17 protein-coding genes are annotated in these 20141 nt (G+C 55.4%); 3 read left to right on the forward strand and 14 right to left on the reverse strand.

The features are described from left to right. Positions 1-102: 102 nt before the first annotated feature. The 6 genes from argO to tkt all read right to left on the reverse strand — a co-directional run bounded on the left by argO (position 103) and on the right by tkt (position 7643). Complete coding sequence (argO, locus tag RTM13_RS15500; RefSeq protein ID WP_312212984.1) at positions 103-732, reverse strand: arginine exporter ArgO; 630 nt, start codon at positions 730-732, stop codon at positions 103-105. Positions 733-865: 133 nt separating this feature from the next. Further along, complete coding sequence (gene mscS / locus RTM13_RS15505; RefSeq protein ID WP_312212985.1) at positions 866-1735, reverse strand: small-conductance mechanosensitive channel MscS; 870 nt, start codon at positions 1733-1735, stop codon at positions 866-868. Positions 1736-1953: 218 nt separating this feature from the next. Continuing rightward, entirely contained in the window at positions 1954-3030 is a 1077-nt protein-coding gene (gene fbaA, locus RTM13_RS15510) for a class II fructose-bisphosphate aldolase (RefSeq protein WP_103818435.1), read from the reverse strand. 66 nt (positions 3031-3096) lie between these two features. Beyond that, on the reverse strand, positions 3097-4260 hold the full coding sequence (gene pgk / locus RTM13_RS15515; protein WP_312212987.1) for a phosphoglycerate kinase: 1164 nt from the start codon (positions 4258-4260) through the stop codon (positions 3097-3099). Between the two features lie 49 nt (positions 4261-4309). Beyond that, entirely contained in the window at positions 4310-5329 is a 1020-nt protein-coding gene (gene epd / locus RTM13_RS15520; RefSeq protein ID WP_312212989.1) for an erythrose-4-phosphate dehydrogenase, read from the reverse strand. A 322-nt stretch (positions 5330-5651) separates the two neighbouring features. After that, a complete protein-coding gene (gene tkt, locus RTM13_RS15525; RefSeq protein WP_312212991.1) occupies positions 5652-7643 on the reverse strand; it encodes a transketolase in 1992 nt (663 codons plus the stop codon). Positions 7644-7922: 279 nt separating this feature from the next. On the opposite strand from tkt, the gene RTM13_RS15530 reads away from it, so the two are divergent. Both RTM13_RS15530 and RTM13_RS15535 read left to right on the forward strand, forming a co-directional pair. Next, a complete protein-coding gene (locus RTM13_RS15530; protein WP_312212993.1) occupies positions 7923-8681 on the forward strand; it encodes a M48 family metallopeptidase in 759 nt (252 codons plus the stop codon). A gap of 234 nt (positions 8682-8915) precedes the next feature. Beyond that, positions 8916-10184 (forward strand): OprD family outer membrane porin, encoded by a 1269-nt coding sequence (locus RTM13_RS15535; protein WP_312212995.1) that lies wholly within the window; start codon positions 8916-8918, stop codon positions 10182-10184. 55 nt (positions 10185-10239) lie between these two features. On the opposite strand, the gene speB is transcribed toward RTM13_RS15535, so the two are convergent. The 4 genes from speB to RTM13_RS15555 all read right to left on the reverse strand — a co-directional run bounded on the left by speB (position 10240) and on the right by RTM13_RS15555 (position 14679). Then, positions 10240-11160 carry an agmatinase gene (speB, locus tag RTM13_RS15540; protein WP_312212997.1) on the reverse strand — a complete coding sequence of 307 codons (921 nt, stop codon included), beginning with the start codon at positions 11158-11160 and terminating at the stop codon, positions 10240-10242. A 177-nt stretch (positions 11161-11337) separates the two neighbouring features. After that, positions 11338-12153, reverse strand: a complete 816-nt coding sequence (locus RTM13_RS15545) for a sugar phosphate isomerase/epimerase family protein (RefSeq protein WP_312212999.1) — start codon at positions 12151-12153, stop codon at positions 11338-11340. 49 nt (positions 12154-12202) lie between these two features. Beyond that, positions 12203-13486 carry an ABC transporter substrate-binding protein gene (locus RTM13_RS15550; RefSeq protein ID WP_312213001.1) on the reverse strand — a complete coding sequence of 428 codons (1284 nt, stop codon included), beginning with the start codon at positions 13484-13486 and terminating at the stop codon, positions 12203-12205. Between the two features lie 14 nt (positions 13487-13500). Beyond that, the gene (locus RTM13_RS15555; RefSeq protein WP_312213003.1) at positions 13501-14679 is read right to left on the reverse strand and encodes an oligogalacturonate lyase family protein; all 1179 of its coding nucleotides are present in this window, start codon (positions 14677-14679) and stop codon (positions 13501-13503) included. A 227-nt stretch (positions 14680-14906) separates the two neighbouring features. On the opposite strand from RTM13_RS15555, the gene RTM13_RS15560 reads away from it, so the two are divergent. Beyond that, the gene (locus RTM13_RS15560; RefSeq protein ID WP_312213005.1) at positions 14907-16394 is read left to right on the forward strand and encodes a hypothetical protein; all 1488 of its coding nucleotides are present in this window, start codon (positions 14907-14909) and stop codon (positions 16392-16394) included. Positions 16395-16624: 230 nt separating this feature from the next. Here RTM13_RS15560 and RTM13_RS15565 read toward each other — a convergent pair whose 3' ends face one another. From RTM13_RS15565 to yqgB, 4 genes are all read right to left on the reverse strand, one after another. Continuing rightward, positions 16625-17098 carry a type II toxin-antitoxin system YhaV family toxin gene (locus tag RTM13_RS15565; RefSeq protein WP_312213007.1) on the reverse strand — a complete coding sequence of 158 codons (474 nt, stop codon included), beginning with the start codon at positions 17096-17098 and terminating at the stop codon, positions 16625-16627. 8 nt (positions 17099-17106) lie between these two features. After that, positions 17107-17451, reverse strand: coding sequence for a type II toxin-antitoxin system PrlF family antitoxin (locus RTM13_RS15570; RefSeq protein ID WP_312213009.1), 345 nt, complete (start codon positions 17449-17451; stop codon positions 17107-17109). Positions 17452-17669: 218 nt separating this feature from the next. Continuing rightward, the gene (gene speA, locus RTM13_RS15575) at positions 17670-19646 is read right to left on the reverse strand and encodes a biosynthetic arginine decarboxylase (RefSeq protein ID WP_312213010.1); all 1977 of its coding nucleotides are present in this window, start codon (positions 19644-19646) and stop codon (positions 17670-17672) included. An 8-nt stretch (positions 19647-19654) separates the two neighbouring features. Further along, complete coding sequence (gene yqgB, locus RTM13_RS15580; protein WP_312213088.1) at positions 19655-19786, reverse strand: acid stress response protein YqgB; 132 nt, start codon at positions 19784-19786, stop codon at positions 19655-19657. Positions 19787-20141: the final 355 nt, after the last annotated feature.

Consider the following 20141-nt stretch of genomic DNA (forward strand, 5'->3'; position numbering starts at 1 on the left):
AGCTTCTCCTTGTCTGAATATTCGCCGCGGACGCGGACGTATGGCTGCAAGCTTAACGTTTCCGGCCCGGTTGTCCATCGGACTTAGCCTGATAACGCTACCCTACAGCACCTGCAAATGATGAATACCTTCCTTCGCCAGCTGAAACGCAATAAACCACATGATAGCGCCAACGACGATGTTGATAATACGCTGCGCCTTAGCGGTGCGCAGGCGCGGCGCAAGCCAGCTTGCCAGCAGCGCCAGGCCGAAAAACCAGATAACCGAGGCGCTGATAGTCCCAAGCGCAAACCAGCGCTTCGGCTCGGCCGCCAGCTGCCCACCCAGACTGCCAAGCACTACAAAGGTGTCGAGATAGACGTGGGGATTAAGCCAGGTCACCGCCAGCATAGTCATAATAATTCGCCAGCGCCCCTGTTTTAACACCTCAGCACTGGCCAGCTCAAGCTGCTGGCTGAACGCCGTCTTCAGTGCGCCAAAGCCGTACCAGAGCAGAAACGCCACGCCGCCCCAGGTTACCAGCGCCATCAGCCACGGCGACTGCATCAGCACGGCGCTGCCGCCAAAGATCCCCGCGCAGATCAGGATCAGATCGCTAAGGGCACATAGCCCGGCCACCATCAGCGGATATTGACGGCGGATCCCCTGATTCATCACAAACGCATTCTGTGGGCCTAGCGGCAGGATCAGCGCTGCACCTAATGCAACACCTTGAAAATAATAACTTAGCACCGTAACTGCCTCTACCTAATAGTGAATGGCGGAGACTATACCGTGCCCTTATTATAAGCGGAAATTTAAAATTCTAATCAGTTATCAGTAACGCTAATAAGAAGAGAGGCCAGCAACGCTGGCCCTGGGGATATTACTGCTGCTCGGCAGGCTGAGCCGCTTTCTCGCGCTTGAAGTGTACGTCCATCTGCGGATAAGGGAAGCCAATGCCATGGGCGTCAAACGTATTCTTAATGCGCTCCAGCACGTCCCAGTAAACCGCTTGCAAATCGCTGCTGTTGCTCCAGGTACGAATCACAAAGTTGACCGAGGAGGCACCCAGCTCGTTCATGCGGACGGTCATCTCGCGATCTTTAAGGATACGATCGTCAGACTCGATAATTTCGGTCAGCAGCTTTCTTACCAGATCGATATCCGCATCGTAGTCGACACCGATAATGAACTCGTTACGGCGCACCGGCTCGCGGGAGAAATTGATGATGTTGCCCGCAATGATTTTGCCGTTGGGGATGACAATGTAGCGGCCATCGGCTGAACGCATGGTAGTAGAGAAAATCTGCACGTGTAGAACGGTACCCGCCACGCCGCCTAAATCGACATACTCACCGGCACGGAACGGACGGAAAGTTACCAGCAGCACGCCTGCGGCAAGGTTAGAGAGCGACCCCTGCAACGCAAGACCAATGGCCAGACCCGCGGCACCCAGTACGGCGATCACCGATGCGGTCTGCACACCTACCCGGCCTAGTGCGGCGATCAGGGTAAAGGCAATAATGCCATAACGCACCAGCGCAGAGAGAAAGTCAGCTACCGTGGCATCAATATGGCGAGCCACCATTAGTCGGTTGATACCGTTAGAAATGACCCGAGCGATGATCATCCCGATAATGAGGATAACAATCGCCGCAACGATGTTGACGGCATAGCTCAGCAGCAGCGCCTGGTTGCGCACCAGCCAGCCGCCGGCGTTATTTATGCTACCCAGCACATTAAGATCGTCCATTCACTGTTCCTTATGCTTACCTAAATGGATTAAAAGTCACGTAAAAACGTGAAGCAGGTCAGCAAAGCGTAAACAAAAAACGACACCTATGCCAAACCCTAAACGCACCGGCCGCACAAAACGCCCGCAACATGAGTCAATTTTCAGACTGGGTTTACGATACTCAGGCAAAAAAAATGGCTCCCCGTCGGGAGCCACTGTTTATTACACGCGTTAAATTACAGAACGTCGATCGCGTTCAGCTCTTTAAACGCCTGCTCCAGACGCGTTACCATGCTGGCCTGTGCGGCACGCAGCCATACGCGCGGATCGTAGTATTTCTTGTTCGGCTGGTCTTCGCCTTTCGGGTTGCCCAGCTGAGACTGCAGGTAAGCTTCGTTCTCTTTGTAGTACTTCAGGATACCTTCCCAGTTAGCCCACTGAGTATCGGTATCGATGTTCATTTTGATCACGCCGTAGCTTACGGAGTCTTTGATCTCCTGAGCAGAAGAGCCGGAACCGCCATGGAACACGAAGTTCAGGCTGTTGTGTGGCAGGTTATGTTTCTTAGAAACATACTCCTGGGAGTCGCGCAGGATGGTCGGGGTCAGCTTAACGTTGCCCGGCTTGTATACGCCGTGTACGTTACCGAAGGAAGCAGCAATGGTGAAGCGCGGGCTGATCGCGTTCAGCTTGGTGTACGCGTAGTCAACGTCTTCCGGCTGGGTGTAGAGTGCGGATGCGTCCATATGGCTGTTGTCCACGCCATCTTCTTCACCGCCGGTGCAACCCAGTTCGATCTCCAGAGTCATGCCCAGCTTGGACATACGCTCCAGGTACTTAGAGCAAATCTCGATATTCTCTTCCAGCGACTCTTCAGAGAGGTCGATCATGTGGGAGGAGAACAGCGGCTTACCGGTAGCGGCAAAGTGTTTTTCACCCGCGTCCAGCAGACCGTCGATCCACGGCAGCAGTTTCTTCGCGCAGTGGTCAGTGTGCAGGATCACCGGCACGCCGTAGTGCTCAGCCATCTGGTGAACGTGGTGGGCACCGGAGATTGCGCCCAGGATAGCCGCCTGCTGGCCTTCGCCTTTGAAGCCTTTACCTGCGATAAACGCAGCACCGCCGTTAGAGAACTGAACGATAACCGGTGCTTTTACTTTTGCAGCAGTTTCGAGAACGGCGTTGATGGAGTCGGTACCTACGCAGTTAACCGCTGGCAGAGCAAAGTTGTTCTCTTTAGCTACCTGGAATACTTTCTGAACGTCATCACCGGTGATCACGCCTGGTTTTACGAAATCAAAAATTTTAGACATGTTGTAAATCCTGTATTTACAGAAAACGGGTCTGAAATCAGGCGGAGCGATCCGCCTGCTCAGGCATTACTTCTTAGCGCGCTCTTCGAGCATCGCTACGGCTGGCAGCACTTTGCCTTCCACGAATTCAAGGAACGCGCCGCCACCGGTGGAGATATAGGAAATTTTGTCAGCGATGCCGAACAGGTCGATCGCCGCCAGGGTATCACCGCCACCTGCGATGGAGAACGCTTCGCTGTCTGCGATAGCGTTAGCCACGATCTCAGTACCTTTACGGAAGTTCGGGAACTCAAAAACGCCAACCGGGCCGTTCCACAGAATAGTTTTGGCGTTTTTCAGGATTTCAGCCAGTTTCTCAGCGGAAACATCGCCCAGATCCAGAATCTGCTCTTCATCTTTGATGTCGCTAACAGATTTCAGGGTCGCAGTCGCGGTTTCGGAGAACTCAGTGGCTACGCGCACGTCGGTCGGGACCGGAATATCACAGGTCTGCAGCAGGCGTTTCGCTTCGTCAACCAGGTCAGCTTCGTAGAGGGATTTACCCACGTTATGGCCCTGAGCGGCAACGAAGGTGTTAGCGATACCACCCCCGACGATCAGCTGATCGGCGATTTTTGACAGGGAGTCCAGTACGGTCAGTTTGGTAGAGACTTTAGAGCCACCCACGATAGCTACCATCGGGCGAGCCGGCTCTTTCAGCGCTTTACCCAGCGCGTCCAGTTCGTCAGCCAGCAGCGGGCCTGCGCACGCGACGTCAGCAAACTTGCCTACGCCATGGGTAGAAGCCTGTGCCCGGTGAGCGGTACCGAACGCATCCATTACGAACACGTCGCACAGGGCAGCATATTTTTTCGCCAGGGTTTCGTCGTCTTTCTTCTCGCCTTTGTTGAAGCGAACGTTTTCCAGAACGACCAGCTCACCCTCAGCCACTTCCACACCGTCTAGGTAGTCTTTAACCAGACGTACTGGGCTGGAGAGCTTGTCTTTCAGGTAGTTAACAACCGGCAGCAGAGAGAATTCTTCGTTGTACTCGCCTTCGGTCGGACGACCCAGGTGAGAGGTGACCATCACTTTCGCACCCTGTTTCAGGGCCAGTTCGATAGTCGGCAGGGAGGCACGGATACGCGCATCGCTGGTTACTTTACCATCTTTAACCGGTACGTTGAGATCCGCACGGATAAAAACGCGTTTACCAGCTAGATCCAGATCGGTCATCTTAATTACAGACATGGTGAATCCTCTCGTTGATTCTTAAAGTTTTGCAGACGCAAAACGCGTCCTACCTAAAACCTTTGGCGGCCATCGCTAACGTCGTGTCGAGCATTCGGTTAGCGAAACCCCATTCGTTATCACACCAGACCAGCGTTTTGATGAGGTGTGCCCCACTGACCCGCGTCTGTGTGCCATCAACAATGGCGCTGTGCGGATCGTGGTTAAAATCAGTTGAGACCAACGGTAATTCCGTATAGTCAACTATACCATGAAATGCTTCCTGTGACGCTTTTTGCAGCAACCGATTGACTTCTAATGCATTTACCGGACTTCTTACCGTCACGCTAAGGTCAATTGCCGTCACATTGATTGTCGGTACGCGCACGGCAATGGCTTCAAATTTATCGTTAAATTTTGGAAAGAAGCGCGTAATGCCCGCCGCAAGCTTGGTATCCACCGGAATGATCGACTGACTCGCCGCGCGCGTGCGCCGCAGATCAGAATGGTAGGCGTCGATCACCTGCTGATCGTGCATCGCCGAGTGGATCGTGGTGACCGTACCCGACTCAATGCCAAAAGCATCATCAAGGAGTTTAATGACGGGAATAATGCAGTTTGTGGTGCAGGAGGCGTTAGAGACGATGTTATCGTTCGGACGCAGATCGTCCTGATTGACGCCGAAGACCACTGTGGCATCGAGATCGCTGCTGCCCGGATGGGAAAAGAGCACCTTCTTCGCACCGGCGGCCAGGTGCGCCTCGCCATGCTGACGGTTGCCGTAGACTCCGGTGCAGTCTAATACGACGTCGACCTCCAGCTCACGCCAGGGGAGCGCCTCAATGCCAGGCTCGTGCAGCAGACGGATCGCGTCATGGCCGACAAACAGCTGTCCACCCTCGTGATGAACACGCTGGCTAAAGCGGCCGTGGCTGGTGTCATACTTCAACAGATGCGCAATGCCTGCGTCGTCCGCCAGCTCGTTAATGGCCACTACGGCGATCTCCGCCCGGCGTCCGGATTCATACAAAGCACGAACCACGTTACGCCCGATGCGACCAAAGCCATTTATCGCGATGCGTAGGGTCATAAGTCTCCTGCAAAGCTATCCCTGAGTCGATGGCTGACAGAGTAATGCAGCAGCATAGTCAGGGAAACCTCGCCTGTCACAAACCGTGACTAAATGGTTAAATGTCGAACAGAATTTCGACTGAAACGCTTCAGCTAGAGTAAGCGAAACGCGGAATAAAGGGAATGACTCTCAGAAGCAATAAGCCAGCTATATGACGTGCGTCACATTTTCGATGGAATAATTTCAGTGGGTTTTCGCTCACGCAGGAATAACAGACATAAAAAACCGGGCAATGGCCCGGCTTTTAGATTAACCCGGCAGATGCGCCGGGCTTGACGGATTACAGCAGCTCTTTCGCTTTGGCTACCACGTTTTCCACGGTAAAGCCGAACTCTTCAAACAGCTGCTCTGCCGGAGCAGATTCACCGAAGGTGGTCATCCCGACGATCGCGCCGTTCAGGCCGGTGTATTTGAACCAGAAGTCCGCAATACCCGCTTCGATGGCCACACGCGCCGTAACCGCTTTCGGCAGCACGGATTCGCGGTACGCCGCATCCTGCTTGTCGAATGCGTCGGTGGACGGCATGGAGACCACGCGCGCCTTCACGCCTTCGGCAGTCAGCTGTTCCCATGCGCTCACCGCCAGCTCTACTTCCGAACCGGTGGCAATCAGGATCAGCTGCGGCTGTCCTTCGCTGTCTTTCAGCACGTAGCCGCCGCGAGCGATGTCCGCCAGCTGCTGCTCGGTACGCTCCTGCTGAGCCAGGTTCTGGCGGGAGAGGATCAGCGCGGTCGGGCCGTCCTGACGCTCAACGCCGTATTTCCACGCCACCGCGGATTCAACCTGGTCACACGGACGCCAGGTGCTCATGTTCGGGGTCAGACGCAGGGAAGCGACCTGCTCCACCGGCTGATGGGTCGGGCCGTCTTCGCCCAGACCGATAGAGTCATGGGTGTAGACCAGCACCTGACGCTGCTTCATCAGCGCAGCCATACGCACTGCGTTACGGGCGTACTCAACGAACATCAGGAAGGTAGAGGTGTACGGCAGGAAACCGCCGTGCAGGGCGATGCCGTTGGCAATCGCGGTCATACCGAACTCGCGCACACCGTAGTGGATATAGTTCCCGGCAGCATCTTCGTTGATGGCTTTGGAGCCAGACCAGATGGTCAGGTTCGACGGAGCCAGGTCAGCAGAGCCGCCGAGGAATTCTGGCAGCAGCGGGCCGAAGGCTTCGATAGCATTCTGGGATGCTTTACGGCTGGCGATTTTGGACGGGTTCGCCTGCAGTTTAGCAATGAACTCATTCGCTTTCGCGTCGAAGTCAGCGGGCATCTCACCGCTCATACGGCGGGTGAACTCGGCCGCTTCCTGCGGGAAGGCGTTGGCGTAGGCAGCGAACTTCTCGTTCCAGGCGTTCTCTTTCGCCGTGCCCACTTCTTTCGCATCCCACTGAGCGTAGATGTCAGATGGGATCACAAACGGCTCGTGTTTCCAGCCCAGCTGCTCGCGGGTCAGAACGATCTCTGCATCGCCCAGCGGCGCGCCGTGGGAGTCGTGAGTTCCGGCTTTGTTCGGAGAGCCGAAGCCGATAACGGTTTTGCACATCAGCAGGGACGGCTTGTCGGTAACGGACTGTGCTTCCTCAACGGCGCGCTTGATAGCTTCTGCGTCGTGACCGTCCACGCCGCGCACGACGTGCCAGCCGTAGGCTTCAAAGCGTGCTGCGGTGTCATCGGTGAACCAGCCCTCAACGTGGCCGTCGATGGAGATGCCGTTGTCGTCATAGAACGCCACCAGCTTGCCGAGCTTCAGGGTACCGGCCAGGGAGCACACTTCGTGGGAGATGCCTTCCATCATGCAGCCGTCGCCAAGGAAAGCGTAGGTGTGGTGGTCAACGATATCGTGGCCCGGACGGTTAAACTGCGCGGCCAGGGTCTTCTCAGCAATCGCCATGCCCACGGCGTTGGCAATCCCCTGCCCCAGCGGACCGGTGGTGGTCTCAACGCCAGCGGTGTAGCCCACTTCCGGGTGGCCCGGCGTTTTGGAGTGCAGCTGACGGAAGTTCTTCAGCTCTTCGATCGGCAGGTCGTAGCCGGAGAGGTGCAGCAGGCTGTAGATCAGCATTGAGCCGTGGCCGTTGGAGAGCACAAAACGGTCGCGGTTGGCCCAGGCCGGGTTGGCCGGGTTGTGGTTCAGGAAATCACGCCACAGGACTTCGGCGATGTCTGCCATACCCATTGGGGCACCCGGATGACCGGATTTGGCTTTCTGTACCGCGTCCATGCTCAGCGCACGAATAGCATTGGCAAGCTCTTTACGTGAGGACATTTTGACTCCAGATCGGACTGTTAAAGGCCATGCCCGTAGCGACTTGACTACAGCGCAATATGGGCTACGCCGGAAAAAAGTGTCAACAATGTAACCCAAGCGGCTAGCCATGTACATGGACCATCCTTTTGCTACTTCAGAAATCTCTGGAAGCCGCTCGCAGGTTGCGCAAACACTCGCCCACGGCTTGTGATTTTCTTTATACTCAGGGAAGGTTCCCGTCTCCCTGCGTCGGGAAGACCATTAAAATTATCAATATATTGATGCGGAAGATAACCAATGAAGATTCGGCAAGCATTGCTCGCTCTGGGTGTAGCAGCGGCGTTAACCGGCTGCCAGAACATGGATTCAAACGGTTTACTCAGCTCAGGGGCGGAGGCGTTTCAGGCCTACTCTCTGAGCGATGCACAGGTTAAGGCGCTGAGCGACGAATCCTGTAAAGAGATGGACAGCAAAGCCACGTTGGCACCCGCTAACAGCGCGTACCGTCAGCGTCTGGATAAGATCGCTTCCGCGCTTGGCGACAACATTAACGGCCAGCCGGTGAACTACAACGTCTACATCACCAAAGACGTTAACGCCTTCGCGATGGCGAACGGCTGCATCCGCGTTTACAGCGGATTGATGGATATGATGAATGACAACGAGGTCGAAGCGGTTATCGGCCACGAAATGGGCCACGTTGCGCTCGGCCATGTTAAGCGCGGTATGCAGGTCGCGCTGGGCACCAACGCCGTGCGCGTTGCCGCTGCCTCGGCAGGCGGAATTGTAGGCAGCCTCTCCCAGTCGCAGCTTGGCGACCTTGGCGAGAAGCTGGTGAACGCCCAGTTCTCCCAGCGTCAGGAAGCCGAAGCGGATGACTACTCCTACGATCTGCTGCGCAAGCGTGGCATCAACCCGTCAGGCTTAGCCACCAGCTTCGAGAAGCTGGCCCAGCAGGAGGCGGGTCGTCAAAGCACCATGTTTGACGATCACCCGGCATCCGAGGCCCGTGCGCAGCATATTCGGGATCGTATGGCGGCGGACGGCATTAATTAATTAATAACAGGAGGCGATATCGCCTCCTTATTATTTCGCATCAATTGCTAATTAAACCGCACATAACGGTAAATATAGCTTTCCATATAATTAGCGTTCTTCTGTAGCGCGCTGCGCCTGCCTGTAAACCCTGATACCTCTGGTCACATAATTATTGCAATGATTTATCATTCAGGTGAATATCGAACACGCAACAACACAATTTGATATTATCCAGAAAGAGAAGTTCCCTCAGTGAAAAAAGAGTTATCATTAATTGCATTAAGTTTATTCGCCGCTATTCCCGCCGTTGCCAGCCAGCAATCCGACAGCAAGGGTTTTATTGACGACAGCCATTTAAATGTGCTTTTACGCAATGCGTATATTGGCCGGGATTATCAGCAGGGCGCGCAGGACAGGGCCGAATGGGGCCAGGGCATTATCGCCATCTATCAGTCTGGCTATACCGAAGGCGTTATCGGTTTTGGCGTTGATGGTATTGCTCAGTATGGTGTGCGTCTGGACGGTGGCCGCGGCCGCAGCGGCGCAGGCGGCATCGACTTCTTTAAACAGGAAGATGATGGTCGTGCGAAGTCCGAGCTGGCTAAGTTTGGCGCAACCGCCAAAATGCGTATCTCCAATACCGTACTGAGCTACGGCACCCAGCGTCCTGAACTACCTATTATTAATTCCGACGCCTCACGCCTGCTGTTTGAAACTTATACCGGCACTATGCTGAACTCGAAAGAGATCGACGGACTGGAGATTAATGCCGGTTACCTCACCGACGAACAGCGTAAAAGCGACGATCGCCATGACAGCGGCCTGAAGAGCCTCTCCTTCGGCGGCGCAAGCTACCAGTTCAACGACCAGTTCAGCGGCACGCTCTATGCTTCACATGTAGAAAATGTACTGAACAAACAGTACCTGGGCCTGAACTTCAACCAGCCGTTCAGCACCGGGCAGCAGCTGGTACTCGATTTTAATGGCTATAACTCCCGTCTGGATCAGGGTTATGCTAACGAGCTTAACACCGGGCGTAGCAATAGCATCTGGAGCCTGGCCGCCAGCTATATCTGGGATATCCATACCTTCAAGGTGGCATACCAGCAGAGCAGCGGCAGCACCGGCTATCACTACGGTAGCTATCGCGATCGGGGCGGCGTGGGCGACGGCGGCAACACCATCTGGCTGGCGAACTCATACTGGTCTGATTTTAACGGCGAAGACGAACGCTCCTGGCAGGCCTCATACGGGCTGGACTTTGCCGGCCTCGGTTTACCGGGCCTGAGCTGGACCACTGCTTACGTGCGTGGCGATAACATCAAGACGGCCGAAACCAGCAACGGTAAAGAGCACGAGTGGTTTAACCAGGTGCAGTACCAGGTCCAGGATGGCCCGGCAAAAGATCTGAAGCTGAAGCTGCGTTATTCCGTACTGCGCGTCTCCAGCAGCGCCAGCGATTACAACGTGGGCGGCAATGAGATCCGCGCTTACGTGGAATATCCGTTTAACGCTTTCTAAGCACAATAAAAAACCCTCTCACAGGAGAGGGTTTTTTTATCCCGCAACGAGAGGCTTATTCGCCTTTTTTTGCCGCCTGGATATAGAGCATCTCCAGCGCCAGCGTGGCTGCGGCCAGAGCGGTAATTTCCGACTGATCATATGCCGGCGCGACTTCCACCAGATCCATCCCCACGATATCCAGATCCTGCAGGCCGCGCAGCAGCTTGATCGCGCGATCGGAGGTCAGGCCGCCAATCACCGGCGTACCGGTACCCGGCGCGAAAGCCGGATCCAGGCAGTCGATATCAAACGTAAGGTAAACCGGCATGTCGCCGACGATCTGCTTCACCTGAGCGATGATGTCATCAACGCTACGATCGTTTACCTGGCAGGCATCCAGCACCGTAAAGCCGTTGTCTTTATCAAACTCGGTACGGATCCCGATCTGCACAGAGTGGTTCGGATCGATCAGACCCTCTTTCGGCGCGGTATAGAACATGGTGCCGTGATCGAACTCGCAGCCGTTGGAGTAAGTATCGGTGTGGGCATCGAAGTGCACCAGCGCCATCTTACCGAAGTGTTTGGCGTGGGCGCGCAGCAGCGGCAGCGTGACAAAGTGGTCGCCGCCGAAGGAGAGCATACGCTTGCCAGCCGCCAGCAGACGCTCGGCGTGGGCCTGGAGTTTCTCACTCATTTCACGGGCGTCGCCAAAGGCGTAGACCAGGTCACCGCAGTCAACCACGTTCAGGCGCTCGCGCATGTCGAAGTTCCACGGGAAGCGGCAGTGCTCCCACGCCAGGTTGGTGGAGACCTGACGGATAGCGCCCGGACCCTGACGGCTACCGGAGCGTCCGGACGTCGCCATATCAAACGGCACACCGGTGATAACCCAGTCAGCATCGCTGTCGTACGGCTGGAAGTTCAGCGGCAGGCGTAAAAAACCAAATGCGTTAGATACCAGAGAGTTATCGTATTGATGACCTAAGGTGCTCATGGCTATGACCTCTTTTTCGTCGATAAAAAAACCCTTCCGCGTCGTTAGGCCCGACGAGGAAGGGTTTGAATGGGGTGACTGCTTGTCTGGGGCGGATTATCGCCGTTAATCTGTACCGGTTCAAGTAAGTCCAAAATAATCTGCCCATTACCCCTGCGTTTACGTTCGTATCGACGATTATAGCCCACGCAGATGGGTGATGAGCGGCCCGGCCTCCTCAATTAAGGTTTGCGTCGAGGGTGCGCAGAGACACTCCAGGGAGACCGCATGGTAATATCCGCTGTTTTTTAATGCCCGATAGATATCATCAATGGGAAGATGGCCATACCCCGGAAAGGCCCGGTTGGAGTCGGCGAAGTGGACGTGCTTCAGGCGCGATCCCAGCGTATCAATCGCTGCGGCAAAGTCGCGATCTTCAATATTGGCGTGGAAAATATCCCACAGCACGCCAACGTTTTCCGGCGCATCGCTGAGGGTTAAAAATTCCATCATATCCTCTGCGCTGTGCAAGTGGTTCATTTCGTACCGGTTAAGCGCTTCAATGACCAGCGTCACCCCGCACTTCCGGGCCTGCTCAACGCAGGGCTGCATCGCCTCGGCCAGCTCATGCATATACTGCGTTTTGCTCAGGGCGCGATCCATCGCCCGCAGAGAGCCAATCGTGACGTGGCTCGCCAGCTGGGCGGCGACATCAATATGCTCAGAGAGCCGCTGCCGGGTGCGCTCGACAATCGCCCTGCCGCTGGAGAGCAGCGACAGACCGTCAAGCTTGCGAGCCTGGCCGGTGGCGATTGTGGTGCAGCCCAGCCCGTGATAGTCCAGGCGCTGTTTCAGCCTGGCGATATCAATCCCTTCGTAATCATTAATGCAGAGTTCGGCGGCATCAAAGCCGCTCTTCGCCAGCCAGGCCAGGCCCTGTTCCAGCTCATTCGCCGTAAATGGCGAAAAGAGCGTGTCATACCGGCACGTCAGCGTTGCGCTAAATCTGATCATAGGTCCACCCTGATAGCGTGGCCGGCACCCAGGGTCCCGGCCCGGTATGTTATTTCACTGCCTTACTTAGGATTCGGCTGGCATTACGGGGGAACTGCTCTGCTGCCTCTTTCACCGTCAGCTTGCCGTGGTCGATGTTCTCTATGGTGTTGCGCCACAGCTCCACGAATTTCGGGTTATCAAAATGGGGCGAGGTGGGAATGGCATGAGGAAGTGACAGAGACGATTTAATCCCGGCTACGGTGATATTGTCCTCCTGAATTACCCCCTCCTCACTCAGCTGCTGGTAAGCCTTTTTACTCAGCGGCGTGCCGCGCTCAAGCCCCATGGCCTTGACGCCCTGCGGATCGTTCATCAAGAAGTCGATTAGCTTTGCGGCCTCCGCCGGATGCTTCGTCGATTTACCGATGCTGAACATCATTGTCGGTTTGAAGAACAGTCCGGCGTCTTTTGCTCCCGGCAGCATAAAGAACGGCCCTAGCTCCAGCGTGTCGTAAGGGGCGGTCAGGTTGTTTTCATACATTACGGCGTTGGTGTTCCACATATAGACACCGCCCCATTTGCCCTGGATCCAGGGCCTCATTTCCCAGGTGTTGGTTTTGCCATAAGAGGTCAGCACCCGCATAGAGGGGAAAACATGGTTATCCACCAGATCCTTATAGATCTGGAAAAAGGCTTCCCACTGCTGCGGGGTATAGGTGAATTTACCCGTGCTCTCGTCGATAGCCGGGATGTTGTACTTCTGTACCATCCAGGACTGAACCAGCGTCAGCGACTCCATGTAGTCGAGAACCAGCGGGTATTTCTCTTTATCTTTTGCCTCGAACGCTTTTCCGGCGGCCATCAGCTCTGTCCAGCTCTGCGGATAGCTGACGCCCATCTCCTCCCACAGCTTTTTGTTGTAGTAGAAGCTGCGGGCGGTAACCGCCACCGGCAGACCGTTCAGCTTGCCGTCTACCGTGGTGCTGCTGAGCGACTGCGGATCGTACTGCTGAAGATCGAGCACCGCTTTCTGTTTATAGAGGTCATAAAAACCGTTGCCGTCCTTTGAGAAGAGCGGTAGCCAGTTCCAGTTGGTCTGGATCACATCCGGCTCGTTCCCTCCGGCTATCTGTACCGTCAGGCGTGACAGGTAGCCTTCCCAACCGGCGTACTCCGCCTTTACTTTGATGTCGGGATACTTCTCTTCAAACAGTTTTATGGCCTCCAGCGTGGCCTGGTGGCGACTGTTACCGCCCCACCATGAGATACGGATCTCCGCGGCCTGGGCAGCCGTAAGACAGGAGCACGCCAGCAAAAACGACGCGGCAACGGGGGCGATAAGCTTATGCATGGGAAGCTCCTTGTTTAGCCGTGGATTTGGCGTAAAACGTCTTCAGGAATTTCGGCCAGGTAGAGCGCTGGCTTGCCGTCTTTATCGGTGCTGAACAGAACTGCTTTCTCATCGGGGGTGAACGACGGGTGCGGGTGCGTCACCTGCCGATCTCCATCCAGTACCCGCCATGAGGTGCCGTGGCGGGCAATTTTGTGGGCCTGCTTGTTCTCTAAATCAAAGAGCCAGAGCCAGGGATCGCTGGTGTCGCCATAGCCCGCGTTATCAGCAATATCAATGGGCACGCCGGAACCGTCCCCGACCGCCAGCGAGCCGCTGTCGTTGCTCATGACGTGTGAGCAGGGTGGCATCGCCATCAGACGCTCATCTTCACCGGTCTCGCCGTCGATGCGGCAGAGATAGCGCACGGGGCTGTTCTTGACGTAGGTGACATACATCAGGGCAGAGCCATCCGGCACCCAGAACTCGTGGGTATAGCTCTCTCCCAGCGCGGGCTCCCGGGCCTTGCGGATGTTGCTGCCATCCTCATTCATCAGCCACATGCGGGCATCGACGCGATCGAGCGGTCCCTCATGGCAGAAGGCCACGGTGTTATCATCGAATGGTCGGTAGATGGGGTGTCCCAGCCACTGGTTCTCCTCCAGCAGCGTCTCCCGCTCCCCGCTGCGCAGGTCGATACGGATCACCCGGCAGCGCGGCGCTTCGGCATAGAACTCCTGAAAGACGGTCCAGTCGCTGATAGGCCGCCAGCTGTCGCGATGGATCTCCACCCCAACCAGCTTGTCGCAGGCGGAGTTTGCCACCCAGGTGCCATACCCTACCCACTCGTCGGGCACGCGATATACCGCCTCTTCCTGGAGTGTCGCCAGGGTGACACGCATTAAATTGCGTTCACCTTTGACGTAATAGAGATAATTTTCATCGGGGGATAAAAAGCCGCCAAAGGTATTATCCCCGGCCCCTTCGGTTAACTGCGTTGCTATACCGGTAGCCAGCTCGAGTAAATAGTAATTACGATGGGTATCAAACTCGCCAGCAAAAATAAGCTTCTTGCCGCCGTCGATGAAACACTTTTGATAAAAGTAGTTGCGGTGGCAAATAACATCCGTTGGCGTGAAGCGGGTGACCTTCGCGCCGGTATCCTCATCAATATAGCGTTCGTAGTTCAGTTGCAGCGTTGTACCTTTGGCCATTTACTTTCCTCTCATTGATACGCAATTAGCCCGGTCGCCTTCGAGCAGGCTCACACTTTCTGTTTTACTCAGGCCACGATGTTTGACCTTTCATCTCGCCGCCTCTAGCATTCCCGCTCAACGTTGCTAGCGGGATGGGCGTAATGACAACAACGAAGCCTTATCTGTTAATGGAAATTAACTCCCCTGAAATATGGCGCTGGTCTTTTTTTGAAAAAACCGTGAGCATGGCACAACGTTATGGCTTTCAGGGCCTCGTTATTCATCAACAGTCGTTATTAGCCCGCCTGGCCGCACCGTCACCGCGCTGTCATAGCGCTGAGTTAATTAACCTGAAGCTTGTTCAGGAAAACGCGCTTATTTATCTGCAAAAAGCGGGAGAATATTTGCAGCAGCGCGGCTTACAATTTTGGTTACAGGGCGAAGCCACGCCCGATAGCCATGAGCTAAAAGCAAAGTTCCCGGAGTTTTTTCTCTCTGAAAATAGCGCCAGCGATTTTATTGACTATTTCTTTCAGCACAGCATTCCGCAGATGTTGGCCGCGCTGCCTGCCGTTCGCGGCTTGCGTCTTTCGCTATCGACTCCCGACGTCAGCAATGAACGCTGGAAAACGTCACTAAAAACGCTTTACCAGGGTATTCGTCAGCTGGGACGCCAGCTTATCCTGCGCGACTATCAGGACAAAACCTGGCCCCGGCAGATGCTGCGTACCGCACTGGAGACGCTCCCTGATGACGTACGCGCCTCTGTAAAGGCGACCGAGCTTGATTACCGCCCGGGCTTTGCCAATAACCCCAACCTGCTTAATCTTCACGGCAACCGGAAGTGGCTGGAGCTGGATCTCTGGGGCCTGGAGTATGGCTGGACCCTGCTGCCCTGCTATCTGCTGGAGGAGATCCAGCAGCGTCTCGCCTGGCTTAGCCAGCACACCAACAGCGCTCCCGAGGCCATTACCGTACGCGTCGACTGGGAGTGGCTGCCCGATCTGGCGCTTTCCGACTCCCTTAATGAGCTTAATCTGTCCGGCCTTTCCCGCCTGGTTAACGAGCCGGAGTTATCTCCCCGCCAGATTGTTAGCCACTGGCTGCAGCAGCGTGCCGCCATATCCGCTCACGATCTCAGCGCGATCGGCGATATTATCGTTGCCAGCCATGAGTGGAGCTGTAAGACACCCAATCTGTTAGGCCGCGTGTTGCAGAGCCACAGTCGGCTCCCGGCGGATTTTACCCATGCGCTGCACCTGCTTCATCTTGATACCCGCAGCGCCAACTGGACACAGTCCTTTCAGCCTCTGATGCCCAGTGACGATCCCGACCTGGGTTATCAGCAGCGGCAGCTGATTGAGCTGGAGATCCAGCGCAGCCGCTTTCTTGCCGACTACATGCATAGCCGCTCGCTTAAGCTGCTGCCCGATGCTCCGCTGGCGGGCGAAACCCGGCAAGCCATCAGCGGCAGCGTTGTCCGCGCCCTAAAGTACACCCAGATTTACAGCGCGTTCACCCAGGCGCTGACGCTCAAGCTCTGGCTGCGTAAATATGGGGAACAGGCGGATATCCGCTCCCAGTTCAATGCTGCCCTACACGAATTTAGCCGTCAGAACCGGGAGCTTGCAGCGTGGTTTGAGCAGCACGGCGCACAACATCCACTTGCCTTCGAAACGCTGCTCAACCCGCAGCGCATCGCTGCCCTGATTTCCAGCCTGCAACACGACTAAGCGATGGTCTAAGCATGGCGGTACCCCAGCGGGAAGTAAATTGCCGGGCTTGCCAGAAAAAGGCTCTAAAGCCAGAGAACGGGAGAAAAAGCGAAGGCGATCACGACCTGGGAAGATTTCAGGTGATGCCGCTCACACTCTGGCTGTAGGGTTTTGTGATCGGGTAAAAGATTTTTGCCACCCAATAAAAAAGCCCAGCAGGGCCGGGCTTTAGTTTAGGTACGCAATATTCACTCTATGACGAGCTTTTCGGTGCTGCTCTCTGATAACAGCCGATCCCAGTCGCTCGGTGGGTTGCCGTTGGATATCATTGCGCTGAATACCTTATACGCATCACGCTTGTGATCGTAGGCGCGCCTGGTAGATTCATCGTTTACCCACGCCAGAATAATGGTTCTATGCTGCTCACTGAATCGAAAAAACAAATGGTACTGGCCAAGAAACTTAGCACGAAACCAGTGTTTATTTTCTTCCCCCAGCGTCTCTCCTTGCCTAAACCTGGCGTCCATTGGGTTGCCGCAGATTTCCATTTTGATAACCTTCAAAATCGCGGCAAGCAATTTCGTGGCGGCTTTCTTTTGATAGTTATCCGGACCCTTTTTCTTAAGCTCTTCTACCTGCGCCACCAGCGCTTCAAGTTGTGAATCAAAGCAGGGGTGGGTATACAACTTCCAACCATTAATTTCGGTCGTCTTTCCGTTCATTTGTCCACTTACTCTTCATCAGTAAGCGGAGCGTCGAGGTCGATATCCATATCAGCAGTTAAAGACTCCGCGTGCGCCAGAAGTGAAGCGCGTAACGGTTTAATGCGGCCTGGATTTTCTTGCATATCGTTCTCAAGAAATTGCAGGAAAGAGCCTATTACTGGATCTTCATTTTCCGCAGAATTTTTGCGACACATAAGAACCTGACCATCGGGAAGTACGGCATATTCTATCTCCTCCCCAGGTTTTAACTTCATCGCGTCTCTAACTGAAGCAGGGATAGTCGTCTGACTGCGGGCGGTGAGTTTCGAAGACGCACGCAGAGACACTCCGGCTTGAGTTAAAAGGTTCATTTGGATTTGCTCCGCTCTAACGAGTCAATTTTACATAGCTACTACAACAATAAAGGATAGCGAGCGTTGACGGTTTCCCGTGCTGCAAAGAGTAGCTCACCGGCAAAAGCAATGCAAGTGCATTGCAATGCATGTGAATTGCTAAAGATGAAAGCTAACCATGAATGAAAAACAGGCAGGAAAGACCCGGCAGCACTGAGGCCGCCGGGCAAACACGATTACTCGTCTTCGAGATAGGTGTAGCCGTAAAGCCCGGCTTCGAACTCTTCGAGGAACTGTTGCTGCAGCGCATCGTCCAGCCCGGTCTGCTTCACCTGATCGCGGAAGTGGGTCAGCAGCGTATTCGGATCAAGCTGCACGTACTCCAGCATATCCGCCACCGTGTCCCCTTCGTCGGAGAGCTCCACCTCAACACTGCCGTCCGGGAAGACAAAGACGTCCACCGCTTCGGTATCGCCAAACAGGTTGTGCATGTTGCCAAGGATCTCCTGATACGCGCCTACCATAAAGAAGCCCAGCAGCGGCGGGTTGTCAGGATCGTACTCCGGCATCGGCATCGTCGTAGCGATCCCGTCGCCATCCACGTAGTGATCGATAGCGCCGTCAGAGTCACAGGTGATATCCAGCAGCACCGCACGACGCTTAGGGATCTGATCCAGCCCTTCCAGCGGCATTACCGGGAAGAGCTGGTCGATACCCCACGCATCCGGCATCGACTGGAATAGCGAGAAGTTGACGTACATTTTGTCCGCCATCCGCTCCTGCAGCTCATCGATAATCGGACGGTGCGCGCGGTTGCTCGGATCCAGCTGCTTCTGCACCTCGTGGCACATGTTCAGATAGAGCTGCTCTGCCCAGGCACGCTCCTGCAGGCTGAACGAGCCGGAAGAGTAGCCGATATGAATATCGTGCAGATCCATCTGGCTGTCGTGCAGCCACTCACGCAGCGAGCGGCGGGTGCCCGGCTCGTGCATCTCCTGCCATGTCTCCCACATGCTTTGCAGGGCACGCGGCGCATTCTCAGCAGGCGGCGTCGCTTCGGTATATTCGTTGCGCTCCACACCGATAATGTTCGACACCAGCACGGTATGGTGCGCGGTCACGGCGCGGCCAGACTCGGTGATCACCGTCGGGTGCGGCAGGCCATGCTCTTCGCAGGCGTCGCCAATGGCCCAGATGATGTTGTTGGCATACTCGTTCAGGCCGTAGTTAACCGAGCAGTCAGACTGGGAGCGGGTGCCCTCATAGTCCACACCCAGGCCACCGCCCACGTCAAAGCACTCAATGTTCACGCCCAGCTTGTGCAGCTCAACGTAAAAACGGGCCGATTCACGCACGCCGGTGGCGATATCGCGAATGTTCGCCATCTGCGAGCCGAGGTGGAAGTGCAGGAGCTGAATACTGTCGAGACGTCCCCGCTCGCGCAGGATCTCCACCAGCTGCAGCACCTGGGTTGCTGCCAGGCCAAACTTGGATTTTTCCCCGCCGGAGGACTGCCACTTGCCGGAGCCCTGCGACGCCAGACGCGCACGCACGCCGAGGCGTGGCACCACGTTCAGACGCTCGGCCTCTTCCAGCACGATGGCAACTTCAGACATCTTCTCAATGACCAGATAGACCTTGTGGCCCATCTTCTCGCCGATCAGCGCCAGGCGGATATACTCCCGGTCTTTATAGCCGTTACAGACGATGACGCTGCGGGTCATGCCCGCGTGCGCCAGGACCGCCATCAGCTCGGCCTTCGATCCAGCCTCAAGCCCCAGCGGTTCGCCGGAGTGGATCAGGGATTCAATGACGCGGCGGTGCTGGTTAACCTTGATCGGGTAGACCAGAAAGTAGTTGCCGTTATAGCCGTAGGATTCACGGGCGCGCTTGAACGCGGCGTTAATAGAACGCAGACGGTGCTGCAGGATCTGCGGGAAGCAGAACAGCGCAGGCAGGCGTTGCCCCTGGGCCTCGCGGGCTTTGACCAGCTGAGCGAGATCAACGCGCGCTTCCGGCACGTCAGGATCGGGGCAGACGGTGATGTGGCCCAGCTCGTTGACGTCGTAATAGTTATTGCCCCACCAGGCAATATTGTATGTGCGCAGCATTTTACTGGCTTCCTGGGAGCTCATCGCTACCTCCTGCATGGAACGTAGTACACCTTGTTCGCCCGCTGACGAAGGCGAAACCGAAGAGATGTCGTCAGACATAGCGAACCTCAAATTGTATTAGTAAGTGTAAAACAGTTGACTACTATCGCGTTCCGTAGAGGCGATAACAACCCATAAACGGCCCGGTTATCCAGCGTATTATGCTGAAGCGTGAGCCGTGCGACCGGTTTCTTATTCATATCATTGTAAAACACGTATCCGAACTCTGTATGACAAGGTTCGGCGAAACCACGAGAAAACTCCTGAATTAACAAGAGCGCCCTTGTTCAGTTGTCACCAGGCGTAACCGGCCCTGGAGTCCTGAGAAGCGCCGAAATGGGTATAACATCGGCAGGTTTGCAGAGTAGATGTGCGGGTAGCGGGAAATGCGTGCACGCCAGAACGGCGCGGCAGATTTTGCGGTAAACAACGGTTCATTATTGGGTATCACCTCCACGCCAACCAGCTGGTTAGCGGCTGGTCCAGGTATACAAGCCGCGTGCGGCGTTTTATACCGATAACAGGGTGAAAAAGCAAAACAAAAAAGCCCGTTTT

The organism is Pseudescherichia sp. (assembly GCF_031979925.1).
Lineage (GTDB): Bacteria > Pseudomonadota > Gammaproteobacteria > Enterobacterales > Enterobacteriaceae > Pseudescherichia.